Raw genomic sequence first — 17,782 nt, 5'->3', positions numbered from 1 at the left:
GGGGTCGGGACAACAATCTCATTGGTCGAGACCATGTCTCGCCCCCCATCCCTTACCCTTCCCCGCAAGGGGGAAGGGAGACCCGAGCGTTGCACTCGTCTAAGTTATGTTAGCGCCTATGGGCGCCCCTTCCCTTCCGCGCGTTCCGGCGGACATTTTCCCCGGATCGCGCCGGTGACGGCGTCCAGTGCCGGACGCCGTCACGCCGGTTCACCCCGAGGAGCCTGACGCCATGGCGATGACGCAGATCGACCGCGATGTCGCGGGCGCCGCCCCGCCCCCCGCCCCGCCCGTGCTCGAATGCCGCAACATCCGCAAGGTCTTCCCGGGCGTGGTGGCGCTGGACGGCGTCGATGTCGCGATCACGCGCGGCGAGATCCACGCCTTCGTCGGCCAGAACGGCGCCGGCAAGTCCACCCTGGTCAAGGTGCTGACCGGCGTCTATCCGGCGAGCGAGGGCGAGATCCTCGTCGACGGCGTCGCCACGCGGATCGCCAGTCCCGTCGACGCCGAGGCGGCCGGCATCGTCATCGTGCATCAGGATCAGCAACTGGTCGGCCAGTTCGACATCACCCGCAACATCTTCCTCGGCCGCGAGATGTCGCGCGCCGGCCTGCTCGATTTTGCCGCCATGGGGCGCGAGGCCGAGGACCTGCTCCGGCGGGTCGGAGCGGGCTTTCCGGCGACGACGCTGGTCCGCGACCTCAGCGTGGCGCAGCGCGAGCTCGTCGCCATCGCCGCCGCCCTGGCGCGCCGGCCGCGCGTGCTCATCCTCGACGAGCCGACGGCCTCGCTCAGCAATTCGGAAGCCGACCATCTCTTCGGCATCATCCGCGGCCTGCGCGAGTCCGGCGTCACCATCATCTACATCTCGCATTATCTCGACGAGGTCTTCGATCTCGTCGACCGCATCACCGTGCTGCGCGACGGCAGGCTGGTCTCGACCAGCCCGGTCGGCAAGACCTCGCGCCAGCGGATCATCGACGAGATCGTCGGCCGCTCGCTCAGCCAGCTCTATCCCAAGGAGGCGGTGCCGCTCGGCGCCCCGCTCCTGGAGGTCAGGGGCCTGTCGCAAGGCAAGGCGCTGCGCGACGTCTCGCTGTCGATCCGCGGCGGCGAGATCTTCGGCATCGCCGGGCTGATGGGCGCCGGCCGCACCGAACTCGCCATGGCACTGGTCGGCGCGCTGCCGCGCAGCGGCGGCGACGTCATGCTGCAGGGCAAGCCGTCGCGGCCGCGTTCGCCGCGCGAGGCCAAGAATGCCGGCTTCGCCCTCATCCCCGAGGATCGCCGGCACGAGGGCCTGGTGACCGACCTCTCGGTGCGCGAAAACCTGTCGCTGCCGAATATCGGCCGCTTCGCCACCTTCGGCCTCCTCGATCTCGCCCGGGAAAAGGCCTCGGCTCTCGATCTCGTCGACCGGCTGAAGATCGCGACGCCGAGCATCCGCCAGATCACCCGCAACCTTTCGGGCGGCAACCAGCAGAAGATCGTCATCGGGCGCTGGCTCACGGGCAACGCCAAGGTCTTCATCTTCGACGAACCGACGACGGGCGTCGATGTCGGCTCCAAGGTCGAGATCTACCGGCAGATGACCGAGGTCGCCCGCCAGGGCGCAGCCGTGATCTTCATCTCCTCCGACTTCGAGGAACTGGTCGGCATGTGCGACCGCGTCGCGGTGATGCGCAAGGGCGAGATCGTCTCGACGCACGAGGCCGCCGGCCTCGACGTGCCCGGCCTGATGTATCTGGCGACCGAGAGCGGCGGCCCCGCCGAGGCGCCGGGAGCGGGGACGGCCGCCGGCTCGCCGCGCGGCGCGGGCGCCTTCCTGACGCGCTGGGGCACCATCGCCGGCATGGCGATCGTCCTCGCGGCGATCGGGGCGGTGACGCCGGATTTCCTCGCGCCGGCCAATCTCCTCGACGTGCTCAAGCAGGGCAGCCTCCTCGCCTTCATCGCGCTGGGGCTGACGGCGGTGCTCGTCGCTGGCGGCTTCGACATGTCGGCCGGCGCGGTGAGCCAGCTCGCCGCCAATCTCGCGGCCGGCACGGTGGCGGCCGGCTTCGGCTCCGCCGCGGCGCTCGCCATCGGTGCCGGGGCGGGCCTCGCCGCCGGCCTGTGCAACGCCGTGTTCGTGCTGGTGTTGCGCATGCCGCCCTTCGTCGCGACGCTCGGCTCGATGTTCGTCGCGATGGGCCTGTCGCTGCTCTACAATGGCGGCCAGGCGCTGACCCTCTACGACCAGCCGGCCTTCTTCTTCATCGGCCAGGGCTATCTCGGGCCGGTTCCCTTCATCGCCGTCATCCTGGCGGTCACGCTTCTCATCCTGCACATCCTCTTCAAGCACACGCCGGCGGGCCTGCGCATGTATGCGGTGGGCGAAAACCTCGCCGCCGCCGAACTCAGGGGCATCGACCGCCGCCGCGCCGTGGTCGCCTCCTTCGCCATCGGCGGCATCGTGCTGGGCCTGTCCGGCGTCGTGCTCGCCTCCTACAGCTACGGCGCCTCGGCGCTCGCTACCGGCCTCGACTTCCTGATCAGCGCCCTCGCCGCGGCCTTCCTCGGCACCAGCCTGTCGCGCACCGGCGAGCTCGACATGATCGGCACCACCATCGCGGCGATCTTCCTCGCGGCGCTGGCCAACGGCCTCGTGCTGATGGGCGTCTCCAACCTCGCTCTGCCCGGCATCCAGGGCAGCGTCCTCATCCTGTCGATCCTGCTTGGCGTCATCCACAAGCGCGGCATCGGCCAGGTCACCATCTTCTAGCGAAAATTGCGATTTCATCGCAACTTCTCTCTAACCTTTTGTTTTAACGCATTTTCTTAATCGAAAAGTCTGTCAGCTTTTCCGGAAAATGCCGTTGGGGGAGCCGTCGCCGTGACGAATATCGAAGCCACTGCCCCGTCCGGCCGGGCGACGAGCGCCGCCATCGAGTTCCTGCGCAATTACGGCGCCCTCATCGGCATGGTCGCCGTCTTCCTCCTGATCGGCTTCATGAAGCCGAGCTTCCTGCACGCCGCCAATATCAGCAATGTGCTGCGCCAGAGCACCATCCTCGTCATCATCTCGCTCGGGCTGACCGTGGTGATGGTGATGCGAGGCGTCGACCTCAGCATCGCCCAGATCACCGACGCCGCCGCCATCATGGCGGCCGGCCTCCTGATCCATGGCGAACCGGCCTGGGTCGCGTTCCTGGCGCCGGTGGCGCTCGGCGCGGTGCTCGGCGGCATCAACGGCGTGCTGATGGCCTATCTCGGCATCCCCGCCATCATCGGCTCGCTCGGCATGATGTTCGTGATCCGCAGCGGCGAGCTGATCTATACCCACGGCTCCGAGCCGCAGATCCTCTTCACCCTGCCCAAAGCGGTGACGGAGGGCTTCCTCTTCCTCGGCAAGCAGACGATCGGCCCGGTGCCCGCTCTGGTCATCCTCGCGGCCGCGATGGCCCTGCTCGCCTATGCGCTGATGGCGCTGACCCCGTTCGGCCGGCAGGCCAAGGCCGTCGGCAGCAATGTCCGCGCCGCCTATCTCGCCGGCATCGACATCCGCCTCGTCTTCGGCGCCGGCTTCGTGGTCAGCGGCCTGATGGCGGCGGTGGCGGGCGTCGCCATGGCCTCGCGCACCGGCATCGCCGTGCCGCGCGGTGCCGAACCCTATCTGCTCGACGCCTTCGCGGCGGCCTATCTCGGCACGCTCGCCTCGCGCACCGGCGCGATGACCATTCCGGGCACGCTCATCGGCGCGCTGTTCGTCGCCTTCCTCGGCAACGGCCTGACGATGCTCGGCTTCAGCGCGCCCTATCGCTACGCCTTCAACGGCGGCTTCATCCTGCTCGCGATGGCGGTCGGCGCCCTCAGGCGGATGAAATGACCGACACGGCAACCCATTTCGAGAGGAGACCGGCATGAGCATCGTCATCGACGCCCACAACCACATCGGCACCCGCCACGGTGCGACCCAGACCGGCGCGGACCTCGTCGCCAAGATGGACAGCACCGGCGTCGCCAAGGCGGTGATCTTTCCCTTCACCGAAGGCAATTTCACCAATGACGCGGTCAAGACGGCCTATGACCAGTTCCCGGAGCGTCTGATCCCCTATTGCGCCGTCAATCCCTGGCAGCCCGACGCCGCCGCCGAAGTGCGGCGCTGCGTGCGCGACTGGGGCTTCAAGGGCCTGAAGCTGCATCCCACGCTCAACGGCTATCACCTCGCCGATCCCGGCCTCGTCAACCCGCTGTTCGAGGAAGCCGGCGACCTCGGCATTCCCATCATCGTCCATGGCGCCAGCGACCTCTACAACGCACCGCCCGAATTCGCCGAGATGGCGCGGCGCTTCCCGAAGGTGAAGCTGCTGATGGCGCATATGGGCTTCTTCTGGGCGGTCGACCAGGCGATCGCCTATGCCAAGGAGTTGCCCAACCTCTATCTGGAGACCTCGCGCGCGCCGATCTTCGAGATCACCACCGCCGTGCGCGAGCTCGGCCCCGGCAAGGTGATCTGGGGCACCGATTCGCCCTTCGTCGACTATGAATGGGAGTTCAGGAAGATGGAGCGCTGCTCGGCCGACAAGGCTGTCTACGACCTCGTGGTCGGCGGCACCATGGCGGAAATCCTGCACATTGCGGGATGAGGCCGAAGAGGCGGTTGAGGACTGGGCGCGATCTTCCTTCTCGGAAGCGGAAAAAGGTGGCGCGAAGCGCCGGATGTGGGTCTGACATTCGACAATTCAGGAGAGAATTCGTCGAGCTCTTCTCGTTCGGGTCCAGACCCTCATCCGCCTGCCGGCCCCTTCTCCCGAACGGGAGAAGGGGGCTGATCCGCCTTCCCCGGCGCCCCTGGACGACCACCTCCGCAATACCAAGACGATCCGTGCCCCTTCGACGCCAGCGGCGCCTATAACTGAACGGCTCATGAAAACATCTCGGAACGACGACGCGAAAGAACTGAACGACCGGCCGGATGTCTCGCCGAGCGACCGCAAGCTCGAACTGGCGGCGCGCGCGGCCTGGCTCTACCACGCCAAGGGCCGCCGGCAGGACCAGATCGCGCTGGAGCTCAACATCTCCCGGCAGATCGTGCAGCGGCTGATCGCGCTCGCCGCCAGCGAGAAACTGATCCGCTTCCAATTGATCCATCCGCTGTCCGAATGCATCGAGCTGGCGGAGCGGCTCCGGCAACGCTTCGAGCTGATCTATTGCGATGTCGCGCCCGCCGAGAAGGACCGGGAAGAGGACATCTCCACCGTCGCCACCGCCGCCGCCTTCTATCTGGAGAACCTCCTGCAGCAGAAGGCGCCGATCACCATCGGCGTCGGCAACGGCGCGGCGATGCGCGAGACCACCCTGCGCATCCCGCCCCTGAACCGGCCGCAGCATAAATTCGTGTCCTTGATGGGCAATCTCACCCGCCACGGCCGCGCGAGCCATTACGATGTGGTCATGCGGCTGTCGGAGCGCGTCGGGGCGCAATGCTATCCGCTGCCGATGCCGGTGGTGACGAACACCGTGGCGGAGCGCGAAGTCCTGCAGGCGCAGCTCGCCTACCAGTCCTTCCTGTCGCTCGTCGAGGAGGCGAGCGTGCTGATGATGGGCATCGGCTATATGGGCTGGCAGGCGCCGCTCCATCTCGACGGCTTCATCACCGATGTCGAGCTCGGCCAGGCCATGGAGGCCGGCGCGATCGGCGAACTGCTCGGCCACGGCATCGACGCCTCCGGCAGGCTCGTCTCCGGCGGCTATCACGACCGGCTGACCTCCTTCCTGCTGCAGGCGGGAGCCAGGCGCCCGACCATGATCGTGCAGTCCGGCACCATCCGCGTGCCGGCCATCCGCGCCGCCCTCGACGGGCGCCTCGCCAACAGCCTGATCACCGACGAGAACACCGCGCGGCGCCTGCTGGAGGAATGAGCCGATCCCGGGTGCGCGGGCGTCCCGCCCGCTCTTGCCTCCTGCAAGCGCGACGTTTCAAGGGCGGACGAGACGTCCGCGCACCCGGGGGATAAGATCCGACGGATCGATTCTTTACGGACGGACGGGTATCCTCGCATGAGGCAGCCTCGTCCTTCGCAATCGTCCACGGTGGCAGACATGACCAGAATTACCGGCCTTCGCATTTTCGACCTGCGTTTCCCGACCTCGCAATCGCTCGACGGCTCGGATGCGATGAATCCCGATCCGGATTATTCGGCCGCCTATGTCATCCTCGACACCGACCGGCCCGGCCTGTCGGGCCACGGCCTCACCTTCACCATCGGCCGCGGCAACGAGGTCTGCTGCGCGGCGATCCGCGCGCTCGACCATCTGGTGATCGGCCTCGACCTCGACTGGATCAAGCAGGATCCCGGCCGGTTCTGGCGCCACGTCACCGGCGACAGCCAGCTGCGCTGGATCGGCCCGGACAAGGGGGCCATCCATCTCGCCACCGGCGCCGTCGTCAACGCCGTGTGGGACCTGTGGGCCAAGGAGGCGGGAAAGCCGGTCTGGCAGCTCGTCGCCGAGATGAACCCGGAGGAACTCGTCGGCATCATCGACTTCCGCTACCTCACCGACGCCCTGACGCCGGACGACGCCCTCGCGATCTTCCGCCGCGCCGAGCCGGGCAAGGCCGAACGCATGCGGCTTCTGCGCGAAGAGGGCTATCCCTGCTACACCACCTCGGCCGGCTGGCTCGGCTACAGCGACGAGAAGCTGCGACGGCTCTGCCAGGAGGCGGTCGACAACGGCTTCGACCACATCAAGATGAAGGTCGGCCGCGATCTCGACGACGATATCCGCCGCCTGAAGACGGCGCGCGAGGTCATCGGTCCGGACCGCTACCTGATGATCGACGCCAATCAGGTGTGGGAAACCGACCAGGCGATCGAATGGGTGAAGGAGCTCGCCTTCGCCAAGCCCTATTTCATCGAGGAGCCGACCAGCCCCGACGATATCGAGGGCCATCGCCGCATCCGCGAGGGTGTCGCCCCGGTCAAGGTCGCTACCGGCGAGATGTGCCAGAACCGCATCCTGTTCAAGCAGTTCATCACCCGGGACGCGATCGATATAGTGCAGATCGACGCCTGCCGCATCGGCGGGCTCAACGAGGTGCTCGCCGTGCTGCTGATGGCGGCCAAATATGGCAAGCCGGTCTGGCCGCATGCCGGCGGGGTGGGCTTGTGCGAATATGTCCAGCACCTCTCGATGATCGACTATCTCGTCGTCTCCGGCGAGAAGGAGGGGCGCGTCATCGAATATGTCGACCACCTGCACGAGCATTTCGTCGACCCCTGCCTGATCGAGAACGCCGCCTACATGCCGCCGACCCGGCCGGGATTCTCGATCGAGATGAAGGAAGAATCGATCCGGCGCTATACGTTCGCGGGGTAGGATCCGGGGAGCGCGGACATCTCCGTCCGCCGCCGCCCCTGCCGGCAGGGCGATCGCCTATGGATGCCGCGTCATCCCGGACGCGATGCGGCACGCAGTGACGCTTCGCAGATCCGGGACCGCCGGCCGATGAAGGCGCTTCTTATCGTCTCGCGATCCCGCCTCTGCATCGCACCACTGCGTGGCGCAATGCGCGCGGGATGACACACAGACAGATGCGACTGCTCTTCCGCCAGGAGCGGAGCGGTTTCGGCCTGCGGGCACGCATGAGCGGACAGGGATGTCCGCGCTCGCCGCCCCCTATGCCAGGGCGAGATCGCGGTCCCAGGGCGGCCTGGGGCCGAAACGCTCCGCAAGATGGTCGATGAAGGCGCGGACCTTGGCCGGCGGATTGCGGCCCGGCGGCTGCACGGCATGGATGGCGAGGCTGGTGCGCTGCGGCTGGTCGAGCGGCACGATGACGAGCCGGCCGGCGCGGATGTCGTCTCCGACGATGAAGGTCGGCTGATTGATCAGCCCGAGGCCGGCCAGCGCGGCCAGGCGCAACGCCTCGCCATTGCTGGCGCGCAGGCGACCGGAGACGGCGACGCCGATCTCGCCGTCGCGGCCGAAGCTCCAGCGCTCGGCGGATGCGGGAACCGGCAGCGTGTAGCCGAGGCAGTCATGGGCGGCGAGGTCCGCCAGCGTCCTCGGCGTTCCCCGGCGTTCCAGATAGGCTGGCGCGGCGCACAGCACCATGTTGCACGGCGCGAGGCGCCGGGCGAGCAGGCTCGATTCGGCCAGGACCGCGATGCGGACCGCCACGTCCCAGCCCTCGTCGATGAGGTCGACGACGCGGTCGTTGAAGCCGATATCGACGGTGATGGCCGGGTGCTGCTGCAGGAAACCCGCCAGGAGCGGGGCGATCTCCCTCGTTCCGAACACGACCGGCACCGCCACGCGCAGCACGCCGCGCGGCTCGATGCGCTCGTCCGCCGTGGCCCGCTCCGCCTCCTCGATCTCGGCGAGGATGCGCTCACAGAATTCGAGGTGCCGGCGACCGGCGTCGGTCAGGGTCAAATGCCGGGTCGAGCGGTGGAAAAGCCGCACCCCGAGCCTGTCTTCCAGGGCCTGGACGTGGCGGGTGACCATGGTCTGCGACAAGGAAAGAGCCCGGCCTGCCGCCGAGAAGCTGCCGAGCGCCGCCACCCGGACAAAGACCTGCATTCCCGTCAAGCGATCGAGCACGGCATCATCTCACACTCCGCCGATGAGATGATATTCCATTGCGCCATATTATCCAGTCGAACGGCAGAGGTTATATCTCGCTCAGCAAACAGGAGCCTTCCATGTCCGTCCCATCCTTCGAACCCCTGCGTACGCCGGCCAATCCGATCGCCGCCGGCACCCGCATCGGTCACATCCATCTCAAGGTCGCCGACCTCGACCGCGCGCTCGCCTTCTATGTCGACGTCCTCGGCTTCAGCCTGATGGCGCGCTATGGCACGCAGGCCGCCTTCATCGCCGCCGGCGGCTACCATCATCACATCGGGCTCAACACCTGGGAGAGCCGTGGAGGCTCGCCGCCGGCCCCCGGCACCACGGGCCTGTTCCACACCGCCATCCTCTATCCGACCCGCGCCGCACTGGCGGACGCTCTCCGCCGGCTCATCGCCGCGGGCATCCCGCTCGACGGGGCGAGCGACCACGGCGTCAGCGAGGCGCTCTATCTGCACGATCCCGACCATAACGGCGTCGAGCTCTATTGGGACCGGCCCGAAGCCGAATGGCCGCGCCAGCCCGACGGCAAGCTCGGCATGTACACGCGCCATCTCGACCTCGACGGCCTGCTGAAGGCGGCATAGCCCGGGAGGGTCGATCACCGATCGACCTCTTCCTTTCCCGCAAGCTCCACGTTGCCAGGAAGGGCGATCGGTGATCGCCCCTCCGTTCGCGCCATCTCCCGCAAACCCCGCACCTCGGGGCAGATGTCTGCCCTACTCCGCCGCTTCGGCTTCGGGCGTCTCGTCGGTCTCGATCCGGCCGGAGCGGATGCGGATCATGCGGTCGCAGCGCGCCGCCAGCGCCAGGTCGTGGGTGACGAGCACCAGCGTCGCCCCGCGCTCGCGCTTGAGCCGGAACATCAGCTCGACGATGCCGCGGCCGGTATCCTCGTCGAGATTGCCGGTCGGCTCGTCCGCGATGAGGATGGCCGGCTCGGGTGCGAGCGCCCGCGCCAGCGCCACCCTCTGCTGCTCGCCGCCGGACAATTGCGCGGGATAATGGGCCTGGCGCCCCGCCAGCCCCACCGCCGCCAGTTCCGCCTCGGCCCTGGCGAAGGCATCGCGCCGTCCGGCGAGCTCCAGGGGAACCGCGACATTCTCCAGCGCCGTCATGGTCGGGATGAGGTGGAAGGACTGGAAGACGATGCCGATATGCCGCCCGCGGAAACGGGCGAGCCCGTCTTCGTTCAGGACGCCGAGATCCTGCCCGGCGATGCGGACCATGCCGCTGTCCGGCCTTTCGAGGCCACCGAGCGTCATCAGCAGGGTCGATTTGCCGGAACCGGATGGACCGACCAGGCCGATGGCCTCGCCCTGCCTTATTTTCAGCGTAACGCCCTTGAGAATGTGAACGCGCGCCGCACCGGTGCCGAGGCTGAGATGGACATCGGCCAGATCGATCGCTTCGTTCATGATCATTCCCGTAAAGGCCCAGTCCGCAAAGCGCCACCGCTTTCCGGCCAACAGAAGAGTTCGGAAGGCATGCCCGTCTGCAGCATCCCCGTCTACGCATGGATTGTGGCAATTCGCCGTCGCGCCGCTGCCCTGGCCGCGCTCGCGCTGCTGGCGGCGGCGCTGCAGCCGGCAGCGGCGCGATCCCTCCACATCGTCGCGCTGGGCGACAGCCTCACCGCCGGCCTCGGCCTGCCGGCCGGGGACGCCTATCCGGTGAAGCTCCAGGCCGCCCTCACCGCGCAGGGCCTCGACGTCGCCATCGACAATGCCGGCGTCTCCGGCGACACCGCCGACGACGGCCTCGCGCGGATCGACTGGTCGGTCCCGGACGGCACCGACGCGGTGCTGCTCGAACTCGGCGCCAACGACATGCTGCGCGGCTTCGACCCCGCCCGGACGAGAGCCGCGCTCGACGCCATCCTGTCGCGGCTGAAGGAACGCAGGATCGCGGTCATGCTGCTCGGCATGCGCGCCGCGCCCAATCTCGGCCCCGACTACCAGAAATCCTTCGACACCATCTATCCGGACCTCGCCGTCCGCTACGGCGTCGGACTGTACCCATTCTTCCTCGACGGCGTGGCGGGAAACCAGAAGCTTAACCAGGCGGACGGCATGCACCCCACGGCGCAGGGCGTCGACGTCATCGTGGCAAAGATGGCGCCGGCCGTAGCGGCTTTCGTGAAGGGGATGCCATAGACGGCAGCGCGGACATCCCTGTCCGCATCTTCGCGCCGGTTCGCCGCGGCGATAGCCAGGGCCCTCCCGTCACCTGGAAGGCGTGCGCCCTCCAGAGCGGACAGGGATGTCCCGCTCCCTACACCACCACCCGCACCGGCTTGTCGATCACCTGCAGCACGCGGGCGAGGTCATGCCCGCGCTTGAGGATCATGCCGGTCGGCGCGAGGACGCTGTAGGCGCCCTGGCGCTGGGCCAGGGCCGGGTCCTTGACGATACGGTAGAGCGGCATCTCCGAAGAGCGGCGAAAGATCGAGAAAATCGCCTTGTCGCGCAGGAAATCGATGGCGTAATCGCGCCACTCGCCATAGGCGACCATGCGGCCATAGAGATCGAGGATCTGGCGCAATTCGTGCCGGTCGAATGCGATGGTGGGGGGATCGGGCCGGCGCGGAGCCGGAAAGACCGCTATGTCGGCTCCCTCGCTCCGCGAAACCTGCGATCCCGGCGGATCGGACTCCGTCATGACGCCTCCATGTCAGATAGGGCCTGTCGTCATAACGTCATGATCGCGCCGAACGCCCGGCGGTTCAAGTCACCATTTCGGTCCGCTCCGGATTGCCCTCCGCACCGAAGCGCAGTGGTATCCGCACGAGACCGGCTAGATCCAGTCGACGAGCACCGCGCCGGCCGCCTTCATGGCGCCGATGCCGGCGGCGATCGAGCCGTCGAGGTCGATGCCGCGGCAGGCGCCGAGCACCACCACCGTCTCGAAGCCGAGCCGCCGTGCGTCCTCGGCCGAATAGCGCACGCAGAAATCGGTGGCGAGCCCGACACAGAAGATCCGCGACAGGCCGCATTCCCTGAGATAGCCGGCAAGCCCGGTCGGCGTCCGCCCGTCATTCTCGAAGAAGGCCGAATAGCTGTCGATCGCCGGGCGGAATCCCTTGCGGATGACGAGGCCGGCGCGCGGCAGGGCAAGGCCCGGATGGAATTCCGCGCCCTTCGTCCCCTGGACGCAGTGGTCCGGCCACAAAGTCTGCTCGCCATAGGGCATGGCGACGGTCGAATAGGGCTGGCGGCCCGGATGGCTCGAGGCGAAGGAGGAATGGCCGGCCGGATGCCAGTCCTGCGTCAGCACGCAGCGGTCGAAACTCATGGCGATGCGATTGATGTCCGGCACCACCGAATCGCCGTCCGGCACGGCGAGCGCACCGCCCGGGCAGAAATCATTCTGCACATCGATCACCAGAAGAACGTCCGTCTCGCCCGGCTTCATCGCAAATCCCTTGCTGCTTTGCGCCATCATCGGCGCCGGAGGCGGCAAGATCAACTTGCCTTTGCGTCGAGCCCCCCGGCAATGCTACGCAACGCAGTGGCCGCCCCATCGCGACGCGGGCGGATAAAGGCAGGACCCTATGCGTCCCGATTTCTCTCCCTCCTCCGACAGCGCCGAGCGAACCTATATCCTGCACGGCCAGCGCCTGACGCCCCCCTCGCTGATTCCGGGCCTTCATGTCGTGGCGACGCCGATCGGCAATCTCGGCGACGTCACCTTGCGGGCCTTGGCGACCTTGGCCGCGGCCGACCTGATCGTCTGCGAGGACACTCGCGTCACTGCCCGCCTCACCAACCATTACGGCATCGGCGCCACCCTGCTCGCCTATAACGACCACAATGCGCCCCGCATGCGCCCCCAGATCCTGAACCGCCTGAACAGCGGCCAGGCGGTGGCCCTGGTCTCGGATGCGGGCACGCCGATGGTGTCCGATCCCGGCTTCAAGCTGGTGCGCGAGGCCATCGAGGCCGGCGTGGCGGTGTTCTCGGCCCCCGGCCCGTCCGCGGCGCTGGCGGCGCTCACGCTCGCGGGCCTGCCGACCGACCGCTTCTTCTTCGAGGGCTTCCTGCCGGCCCGGGACGGCGCCCGGGTCAACCGGCTGGCCGAACTCAAGACGATTCCGGCCACGCTGATCTTCTACGAGAGCGGCCCGCGCCTCGCCGACAGCCTCGCCGCCATGGCGACGGCGCTCGGCGACCGCAGCGCCACCGTGGCGCGCGAGCTCACCAAGGCGTTCGAGACCGTCTATCGCGGCACGCTGGTTTCGCTGGCCACCGATTTCGCCCTGGCGGACGAGCCCCGGGGCGAGATCGTGGTGATCGTCGGCCCGCCGGTCGAGGAGCGCGCCAGCGAGCACGACATGGAAGCCTCGCTCGCCGTCGCCCTCGACAGCCTTTCGGTGAAGGATGCGGCGACGACGGTGTCCGCCCGCCTCGGCCTGCCCCGGCGCGATGTCTATGCCCGGGCCGTCGAGATGGCGGCCGAACGGCGCAGCCGGGCGTCGTGAGCGGGCGCGACGCGCGCCGGACCGCCTTCCGCTTCGGCCTCGGCGCCGAGGCCAGGGCGGCATGGCTCCTGCGCCTGAAGGGCTACCGTATCCTCGCCCGCCGCTTCAAGACGCAGGCAGGGGAGATCGACCTCGTCGCCTCGCGGGGCGACACGCTCGTCTTCATCGAGGTCAAGGGCCGTCTCGATGCGGCCTCGGCCTATGAAGCGATCACGCCGGCGCAGCGGCGGCGGATCGCCGCGGCCGCCCGCATCTGGCTGGCGCGCCATCCCGGCCACATGGCCATGACGCAGCGTTTCGACGCCGTCTTCGTCTCGCCGCGCCGCTGGCCCGTCCACAACGCCAACGCCTTCGAGATGGATCTGGGGTAGAGGCATGGCTGCCCCTTGCGTCGCGTCCCGAACCGGTCGGGCGAGACGAAGACATTTCCGACCCGTCTCGACGCCGAGGTTCCCTCTCCCCGCATCGCGGGGAGAGGATAGAGGTGAGGGCAACGCCGCCGCCCGCCCTCGTCGAGCAGGCGATCGCGCCGCCCCTCATCCTACCCTTCTCCCCGTAAGGACGGGGAGAAGGAGTGGCCGGCGTCACGTCTCGAACTGGCCGGGCGAGACGGAGACGTTTCCCGATCCGAGGTCCCCTCTCCCCGCATCGCGGGGAAGAGGGTAGGGCAAGCGCTGCGCCGCTGCTGACGTCACGTCTTCGGCGCTGCGGCCTGCAAATCCGGATGGCAGTTTTGCAAAAAGATCATGGGACGGAAAAATCGCGGCCGCCATAATGGCCGCCCGCCTGGACTCGCCCCGATTTGCCTCCCGTCCGCGCGCTTGCCGAAGGACCCTCTCCCGTGCCCGCCGACCATGCCGCCGACGCCTCTGTTCCCAAGCGGAACAGCAGGGACGGCAATGCCCAGATCATCGCGACCGTCTTCGTCACCTTCGTCGGCTACCTGACCATCGGGCTTCCGCTGGCGGTCCTGCCGACCTATGTCCACGGCACGCTCGGCTACAGCACGGTGATGGCCGGCTTCGTCATCAGCATCCAATATATCGCGACCGTGCTGACCCGCGCCCAGGTCGGGCGGATCGCCGATACGCGCGGCCCCAAGCGCACGGTGATCTGGGGCCTGATGGCCGGCTTTGCGAGCGGCGTGCTGCTGCTCGCCTCCGCCCTCCTGGAAGGCGTTCCGGCGCTCGGCCTCGGCCTGCTGCTGGCGAGCCGCCTGGCGCTCGGCATCGGTGAAAGCCTGATCGGCACCGGCGCCATCGCCTGGGCCATCGGACGCGTCGGCCCCGAATACACCGCCCGCATCATCGCCTGGAACGGGGTATCCACCTATGGCGCGCTCGCCCTCGGCGCTCCCGCGGGCGTCTACCTGATGGGACTGCTGGGCTTTGCCAGCCTCGGCGTCAGCGTCATGCTGCTCGCCGCGCTCGGCCTCGCCATCGCGCTGCCCAAGCCGGCGACCGCCATGGTCGGCGGCGAAGGCCGGCTCGGCGTCGGCCGGGTGCTGTCGCGCGTCCTGCTGCCGGGCATCGCCCTTGCCCTGGCGACCGCCGGCTTCGGCACGATCACCACCTTCATCACGCTGTTCTACGCCAGCCGCGGCTGGGAGGGCGCCGCCTTCGCCCTCAGCGTGTTCGGCGTCGCCTTCATGGCCTGCCGGCTGATCTTCGCCGACACGATCAACCTCTATGGCGGCCTGAAGGTGGCGATCGTCTCGCTGGTCCTGCAGTTCGTCGGGCTGATGGTGGTGTGGAGCGCCGATGCGCCGGCGATGGCGCTGATCGGCGCCGGGCTCGCCGGCTTCGGCTTCAGCCTCGTCTTCCCGGCGATCGGCGTGCAGGCCGTCGCCAGCGTGCCTGCCGCGAACCGGGGATCGGCGCTCGGCCTCTATTCGATGTTCCTCGACGTGTCGCTCGGCATCACCGGGCCGGCGGCCGGCCTGATCGCCAGCTGCTTCACCTCGGCCACGCCCTTCCTGTTCGGCGGCATCGCCACCGTCGGCAGCCTGGCGATCACCCTCCTCCTCGCGGCGAAGGGCCGCTCGCGGCAGAGCGCGTGAAGCATCGGCGGCGTTCTCCTCGACCTTTTCTTTACCGGCGAAAGGTGCGGATGGAGGGGCGACCACCGATCGCCCGTCTTGGAACCGTCGCGTCTGCCGGAAAGGAAGAGGTCGATCGGTGATCGACCCTCCGCCTCAATTGCCCAGCACCCGGTGAAGCCAGTCGCCGATGCCCGGCCGGTCCGGCGGCGGGCCGCCGTCATAAGACGGGTCCATCGCCACGGGCTGGTCGTCCGGCGCACCGTCGATCTGCGGCTGCTGGGCGTCGACGGCCGGGTCGACCGGCGCCTCCTGATGCACCCAGGGCGCGCCCGGCAGCGGCCGCGGCGCAAGGCCCTTGTGGGCCGTCTTCATGAAGGTGTTCCAGATCTGCGCCGGCATGGCGCCGCCGGTGATTCGCTTGGTCGACGAACCGTCGTCGTTGCCGACCCAGACCGACGTCACCATGTGGCTGGTGAAGCCGATGAACCAGGCATCGCGGAAGTTCTGGCTGGTGCCGCTCTTGCCGGCGGCCTGCCAGCCCGAGAGCGCCCATTTGCGGGCGGTGCCGACGGTGAGCGTCTCGCTCATCATGGAGTTCATCATGCCGACCTTGTCGTCGGAGATGACGGTCTGGCCCATTGGCGGCCCGCGCTGGAACAGGACCTTGCCTTTCACCGTGCGGATACGCTTGACGACATAGGGGATGACGAGATGCCCGCCATTGGCGAAGGTGGCATAGGCGGAGGTGATCTCGAGCGGCGTCACTTCCGAGGTGCCGAGCGCGATCGACGGGTTCGGCTCGAGATTGGATGAAATGCCGAGGCGATGGGCGACGTCGACCACCGTCTTCGCCCCCACTTCGGCGCACAGGCGCACGGCGACGGTGTTGAGGGAGAGGGCGAGCGCCGTCGTCAGCGAGACCGGCCCGCGATATTCCTTGGAGAAGTCGGCCGGGTTCCAGCCGGCGAGGCTCACCGGCGCGTCGTCGCGCACCGTATCGGGCGTCGCCCCGGCTTCCAGCGCGGCGAGATAGACGAAGGGCTTGAAGGTCGATCCCGGCTGGCGATGGGCCATGATGACGCGATTGAACTGGCTGTCGGCGTAGGAACGCCCGCCGACCATCGCCCGCACCGCTCCGTCGGGGTCCATGGCGACGAGGGCGCCCTGCGAGACGTGGAGCTTCGCGCCCGATTTGTCGAGCGCCTGCCGCAGGGATTGCTCGCCCAGCGACTGCAGCTTCGAATCGATCGTCGTGTCGACGATGACGTCGGTATCGAGCGGGCCGGTGAAGTCGTCGAGGAGGCCCATGATCCAGTCGGCCGGATAGTTGCCGGACGATTCGCTGGCGAATTTGGAGACCTTCACCGGCGTGGCGAGGGCCTGCTGCTCCTGCTGCGGCGTGATCACCTTGGTGTCGACCATGGCGTCGAGCACCTCATGGGCGCGGGCCTGCGCGCCCTTCGGATTCTTGTTCGGCGCGAGGGAGGACGGCGCCTTCATCAGCCCGGCCAGGGTCGCGGCCTCGGCGATGCTGAGGCTCTTCGCCGGCTCGTGGAAATAGCGCTGGGCCGCCGCCTCGATGCCATAGGCTCCCGCGCCGAAATAGACGCGGTTGATATACATTTCGAGGATCTGGTCCTTGGTGAACTTGTGTTCGAGCCAGATCGCCAGGATCGCTTCCTGGACCTTGCGTTGCAGGCTGCGTTCCTGGGTCAGGAACACGTTCTTGGCGAGCTGCTGCGTCAGCGTCGAGCCGCCCTGCGTGGCGCGGTGGGTGGTGATGGCGACGAAGGCGGCGCGGGCGAGGCCGATCGGATCGATGCCGAAATGCGAATAGAAGCGCCGGTCCTCGATGGCGACGAAGGCCTGGGGCACGTAGGAAGGCAGGTCCTTGATCGAGACGGCGGCTCCGCCCATATCGCCGCGATTGGCGAGGACGGCACCGTCCGCCGACACGATCTGCACGTTGGGCGGACGCTGCGGCACTTCGAGGTTCTGGATCGGCGGCAGATGCGCGGCATACCAGGCGACGATGCCGCCGACGCCGAGCAATCCCCACATCGCCAGCACGAAGGACCAGTAGACCAGGCGGAACAGGAAGGAGCGCCGCCGACGCGGCCTGCGCCCCCGGCCGCCGCCGGACGAGCCGCCGCGCGATCCCGACGTCCTGGCATCGCCGCCGAAGAAGCCCTTGCCGCTCTTCTGGCGCACGGTCTTCGGGCTCGCCGAGGCGCGACCGCGGGCCTCGATCGGAACAGGCGCCGGCCGGTCCTCCCGCGTCAGGCGCAAGCCGCCGCCATCGGCATCCGTGTCCGCGCCCGGCTCGTCTTTCCTGTCCGGCTCAAAGCGCGGCTCGACCCGTTCAATCATGCGCCGCTGCCCCTGCGCCATTCATTCCGTCCAACCCATGAGAAGCGAATATCCGCGACAATCGACTGTTTTATGCCCACGGCCGTTAAGGGCCCGTTGCCGCTCCAGCTGCAGGCTCCGGCGGCGCCGACGTGCTTTCCACCAGGCGCACGGCGCAAACAAGGCCTTATCGGGCCATTGTGGTGGCTGACGCAATGCGACTTTACGCGCGAACGATGGAAAAACGGTGCAAGCCGCCGCAACGCGCCTCGCTGGACTGTATCGGCGAC

15 protein-coding genes are annotated in these 17,782 nt (G+C 68.1%); 10 read left to right on the top strand and 5 right to left on the bottom strand.

The features are described from left to right. The first annotated feature begins 232 nt into the window (after positions 1 to 232). The 5 genes from J3R73_RS11305 (at position 233) to J3R73_RS11285 (ending at position 7,365) form a co-directional block, all read left to right on the top strand. Positions 233 to 2,767, top strand: a complete 2,535-nt coding sequence (locus J3R73_RS11305; RefSeq protein WP_307426443.1) for an ATP-binding cassette domain-containing protein — start codon at positions 233 to 235, stop codon at positions 2,765 to 2,767. A gap of 111 nt (positions 2,768 to 2,878) precedes the next feature. Then, complete coding sequence (locus J3R73_RS11300; protein WP_307426440.1) at positions 2,879 to 3,871, top strand: ABC transporter permease; 993 nt, start codon at positions 2,879 to 2,881, stop codon at positions 3,869 to 3,871. 34 nt (positions 3,872 to 3,905) lie between these two features. Next, the gene (locus tag J3R73_RS11295; RefSeq protein WP_307426438.1) at positions 3,906 to 4,631 is read left to right on the top strand and encodes an amidohydrolase family protein; all 726 of its coding nucleotides are present in this window, start codon (positions 3,906 to 3,908) and stop codon (positions 4,629 to 4,631) included. A gap of 280 nt (positions 4,632 to 4,911) precedes the next feature. Continuing rightward, entirely contained in the window at positions 4,912 to 5,907 is a 996-nt protein-coding gene (locus tag J3R73_RS11290; protein WP_307426435.1) for a sugar-binding transcriptional regulator, read from the top strand. A 180-nt stretch (positions 5,908 to 6,087) separates the two neighbouring features. After that, positions 6,088 to 7,365: an L-fuconate dehydratase gene (locus J3R73_RS11285; RefSeq protein ID WP_307426432.1), complete on the top strand. Its 1,278-nt coding sequence runs from the start codon at positions 6,088 to 6,090 to the stop codon at positions 7,363 to 7,365. A gap of 300 nt (positions 7,366 to 7,665) precedes the next feature. Here the strand turns inward: J3R73_RS11285 and J3R73_RS11280 are convergent, their stop codons facing one another. Continuing rightward, entirely contained in the window at positions 7,666 to 8,592 is a 927-nt protein-coding gene (locus J3R73_RS11280; protein WP_307426429.1) for a LysR family transcriptional regulator, read from the bottom strand. A gap of 101 nt (positions 8,593 to 8,693) precedes the next feature. Between J3R73_RS11280 and J3R73_RS11275 the strand changes: the two genes are divergently transcribed. Continuing rightward, positions 8,694 to 9,209 carry a VOC family protein gene (locus J3R73_RS11275; protein WP_307426426.1) on the top strand — a complete coding sequence of 172 codons (516 nt, stop codon included), beginning with the start codon at positions 8,694 to 8,696 and terminating at the stop codon, positions 9,207 to 9,209. Positions 9,210 to 9,341: 132 nt separating this feature from the next. On the opposite strand, the gene J3R73_RS11270 is transcribed toward J3R73_RS11275, so the two are convergent. Further along, positions 9,342 to 10,040: an ABC transporter ATP-binding protein gene (locus J3R73_RS11270; protein ID WP_307426423.1), complete on the bottom strand. Its 699-nt coding sequence runs from the start codon at positions 10,038 to 10,040 to the stop codon at positions 9,342 to 9,344. Between the two features lie 111 nt (positions 10,041 to 10,151). Here J3R73_RS11270 and J3R73_RS11265 point away from each other — a divergent pair, with 111 nt between their 5' ends. Continuing rightward, positions 10,152 to 10,778, top strand: coding sequence for an arylesterase (locus J3R73_RS11265; protein WP_370880076.1), 627 nt, complete (start codon positions 10,152 to 10,154; stop codon positions 10,776 to 10,778). Positions 10,779 to 10,896: 118 nt separating this feature from the next. On the opposite strand, the gene J3R73_RS11260 is transcribed toward J3R73_RS11265, so the two are convergent. Continuing rightward, positions 10,897 to 11,283, bottom strand: a complete 387-nt coding sequence (locus J3R73_RS11260) for a DUF2794 domain-containing protein (protein ID WP_307426420.1) — start codon at positions 11,281 to 11,283, stop codon at positions 10,897 to 10,899. Positions 11,284 to 11,418: 135 nt separating this feature from the next. Beyond that, a complete protein-coding gene (pncA, locus tag J3R73_RS11255; RefSeq protein WP_307426417.1) occupies positions 11,419 to 12,063 on the bottom strand; it encodes a bifunctional nicotinamidase/pyrazinamidase in 645 nt (214 codons plus the stop codon). A gap of 112 nt (positions 12,064 to 12,175) precedes the next feature. On the opposite strand from pncA, the gene rsmI reads away from it, so the two are divergent. The 3 genes from rsmI to J3R73_RS11240 all read left to right on the top strand — a co-directional run bounded on the left by rsmI (position 12,176) and on the right by J3R73_RS11240 (position 15,161). Further along, complete coding sequence (rsmI, locus tag J3R73_RS11250; protein WP_307426414.1) at positions 12,176 to 13,102, top strand: 16S rRNA (cytidine(1402)-2'-O)-methyltransferase; 927 nt, start codon at positions 12,176 to 12,178, stop codon at positions 13,100 to 13,102. Next, positions 13,099 to 13,473 (top strand): YraN family protein, encoded by a 375-nt coding sequence (locus tag J3R73_RS11245; protein WP_307426411.1) that lies wholly within the window; start codon positions 13,099 to 13,101, stop codon positions 13,471 to 13,473. The genes rsmI and J3R73_RS11245 overlap by 4 nt, the downstream gene beginning before the upstream one ends. 470 nt (positions 13,474 to 13,943) lie before the next feature. Then, positions 13,944 to 15,161 (top strand): MFS transporter, encoded by a 1,218-nt coding sequence (locus tag J3R73_RS11240; protein ID WP_307426407.1) that lies wholly within the window; start codon positions 13,944 to 13,946, stop codon positions 15,159 to 15,161. A 135-nt stretch (positions 15,162 to 15,296) separates the two neighbouring features. On the opposite strand, the gene J3R73_RS11235 is transcribed toward J3R73_RS11240, so the two are convergent. Beyond that, on the bottom strand, positions 15,297 to 17,534 hold the full coding sequence (locus J3R73_RS11235; protein ID WP_307426405.1) for a transglycosylase domain-containing protein: 2,238 nt from the start codon (positions 17,532 to 17,534) through the stop codon (positions 15,297 to 15,299). Between the last annotated feature and the right edge of the window lie 248 nt (positions 17,535 to 17,782).

It is taken from the genome of Labrys monachus (genome assembly GCF_030814655.1).
In the GTDB taxonomy this organism is placed as follows: domain Bacteria; phylum Pseudomonadota; class Alphaproteobacteria; order Rhizobiales; family Labraceae; genus Labrys; species Labrys monacha.
The sequence above is the reverse complement of the archived record's forward strand: the minus strand, read 5'-3'. Positions and strand labels throughout refer to the sequence as shown.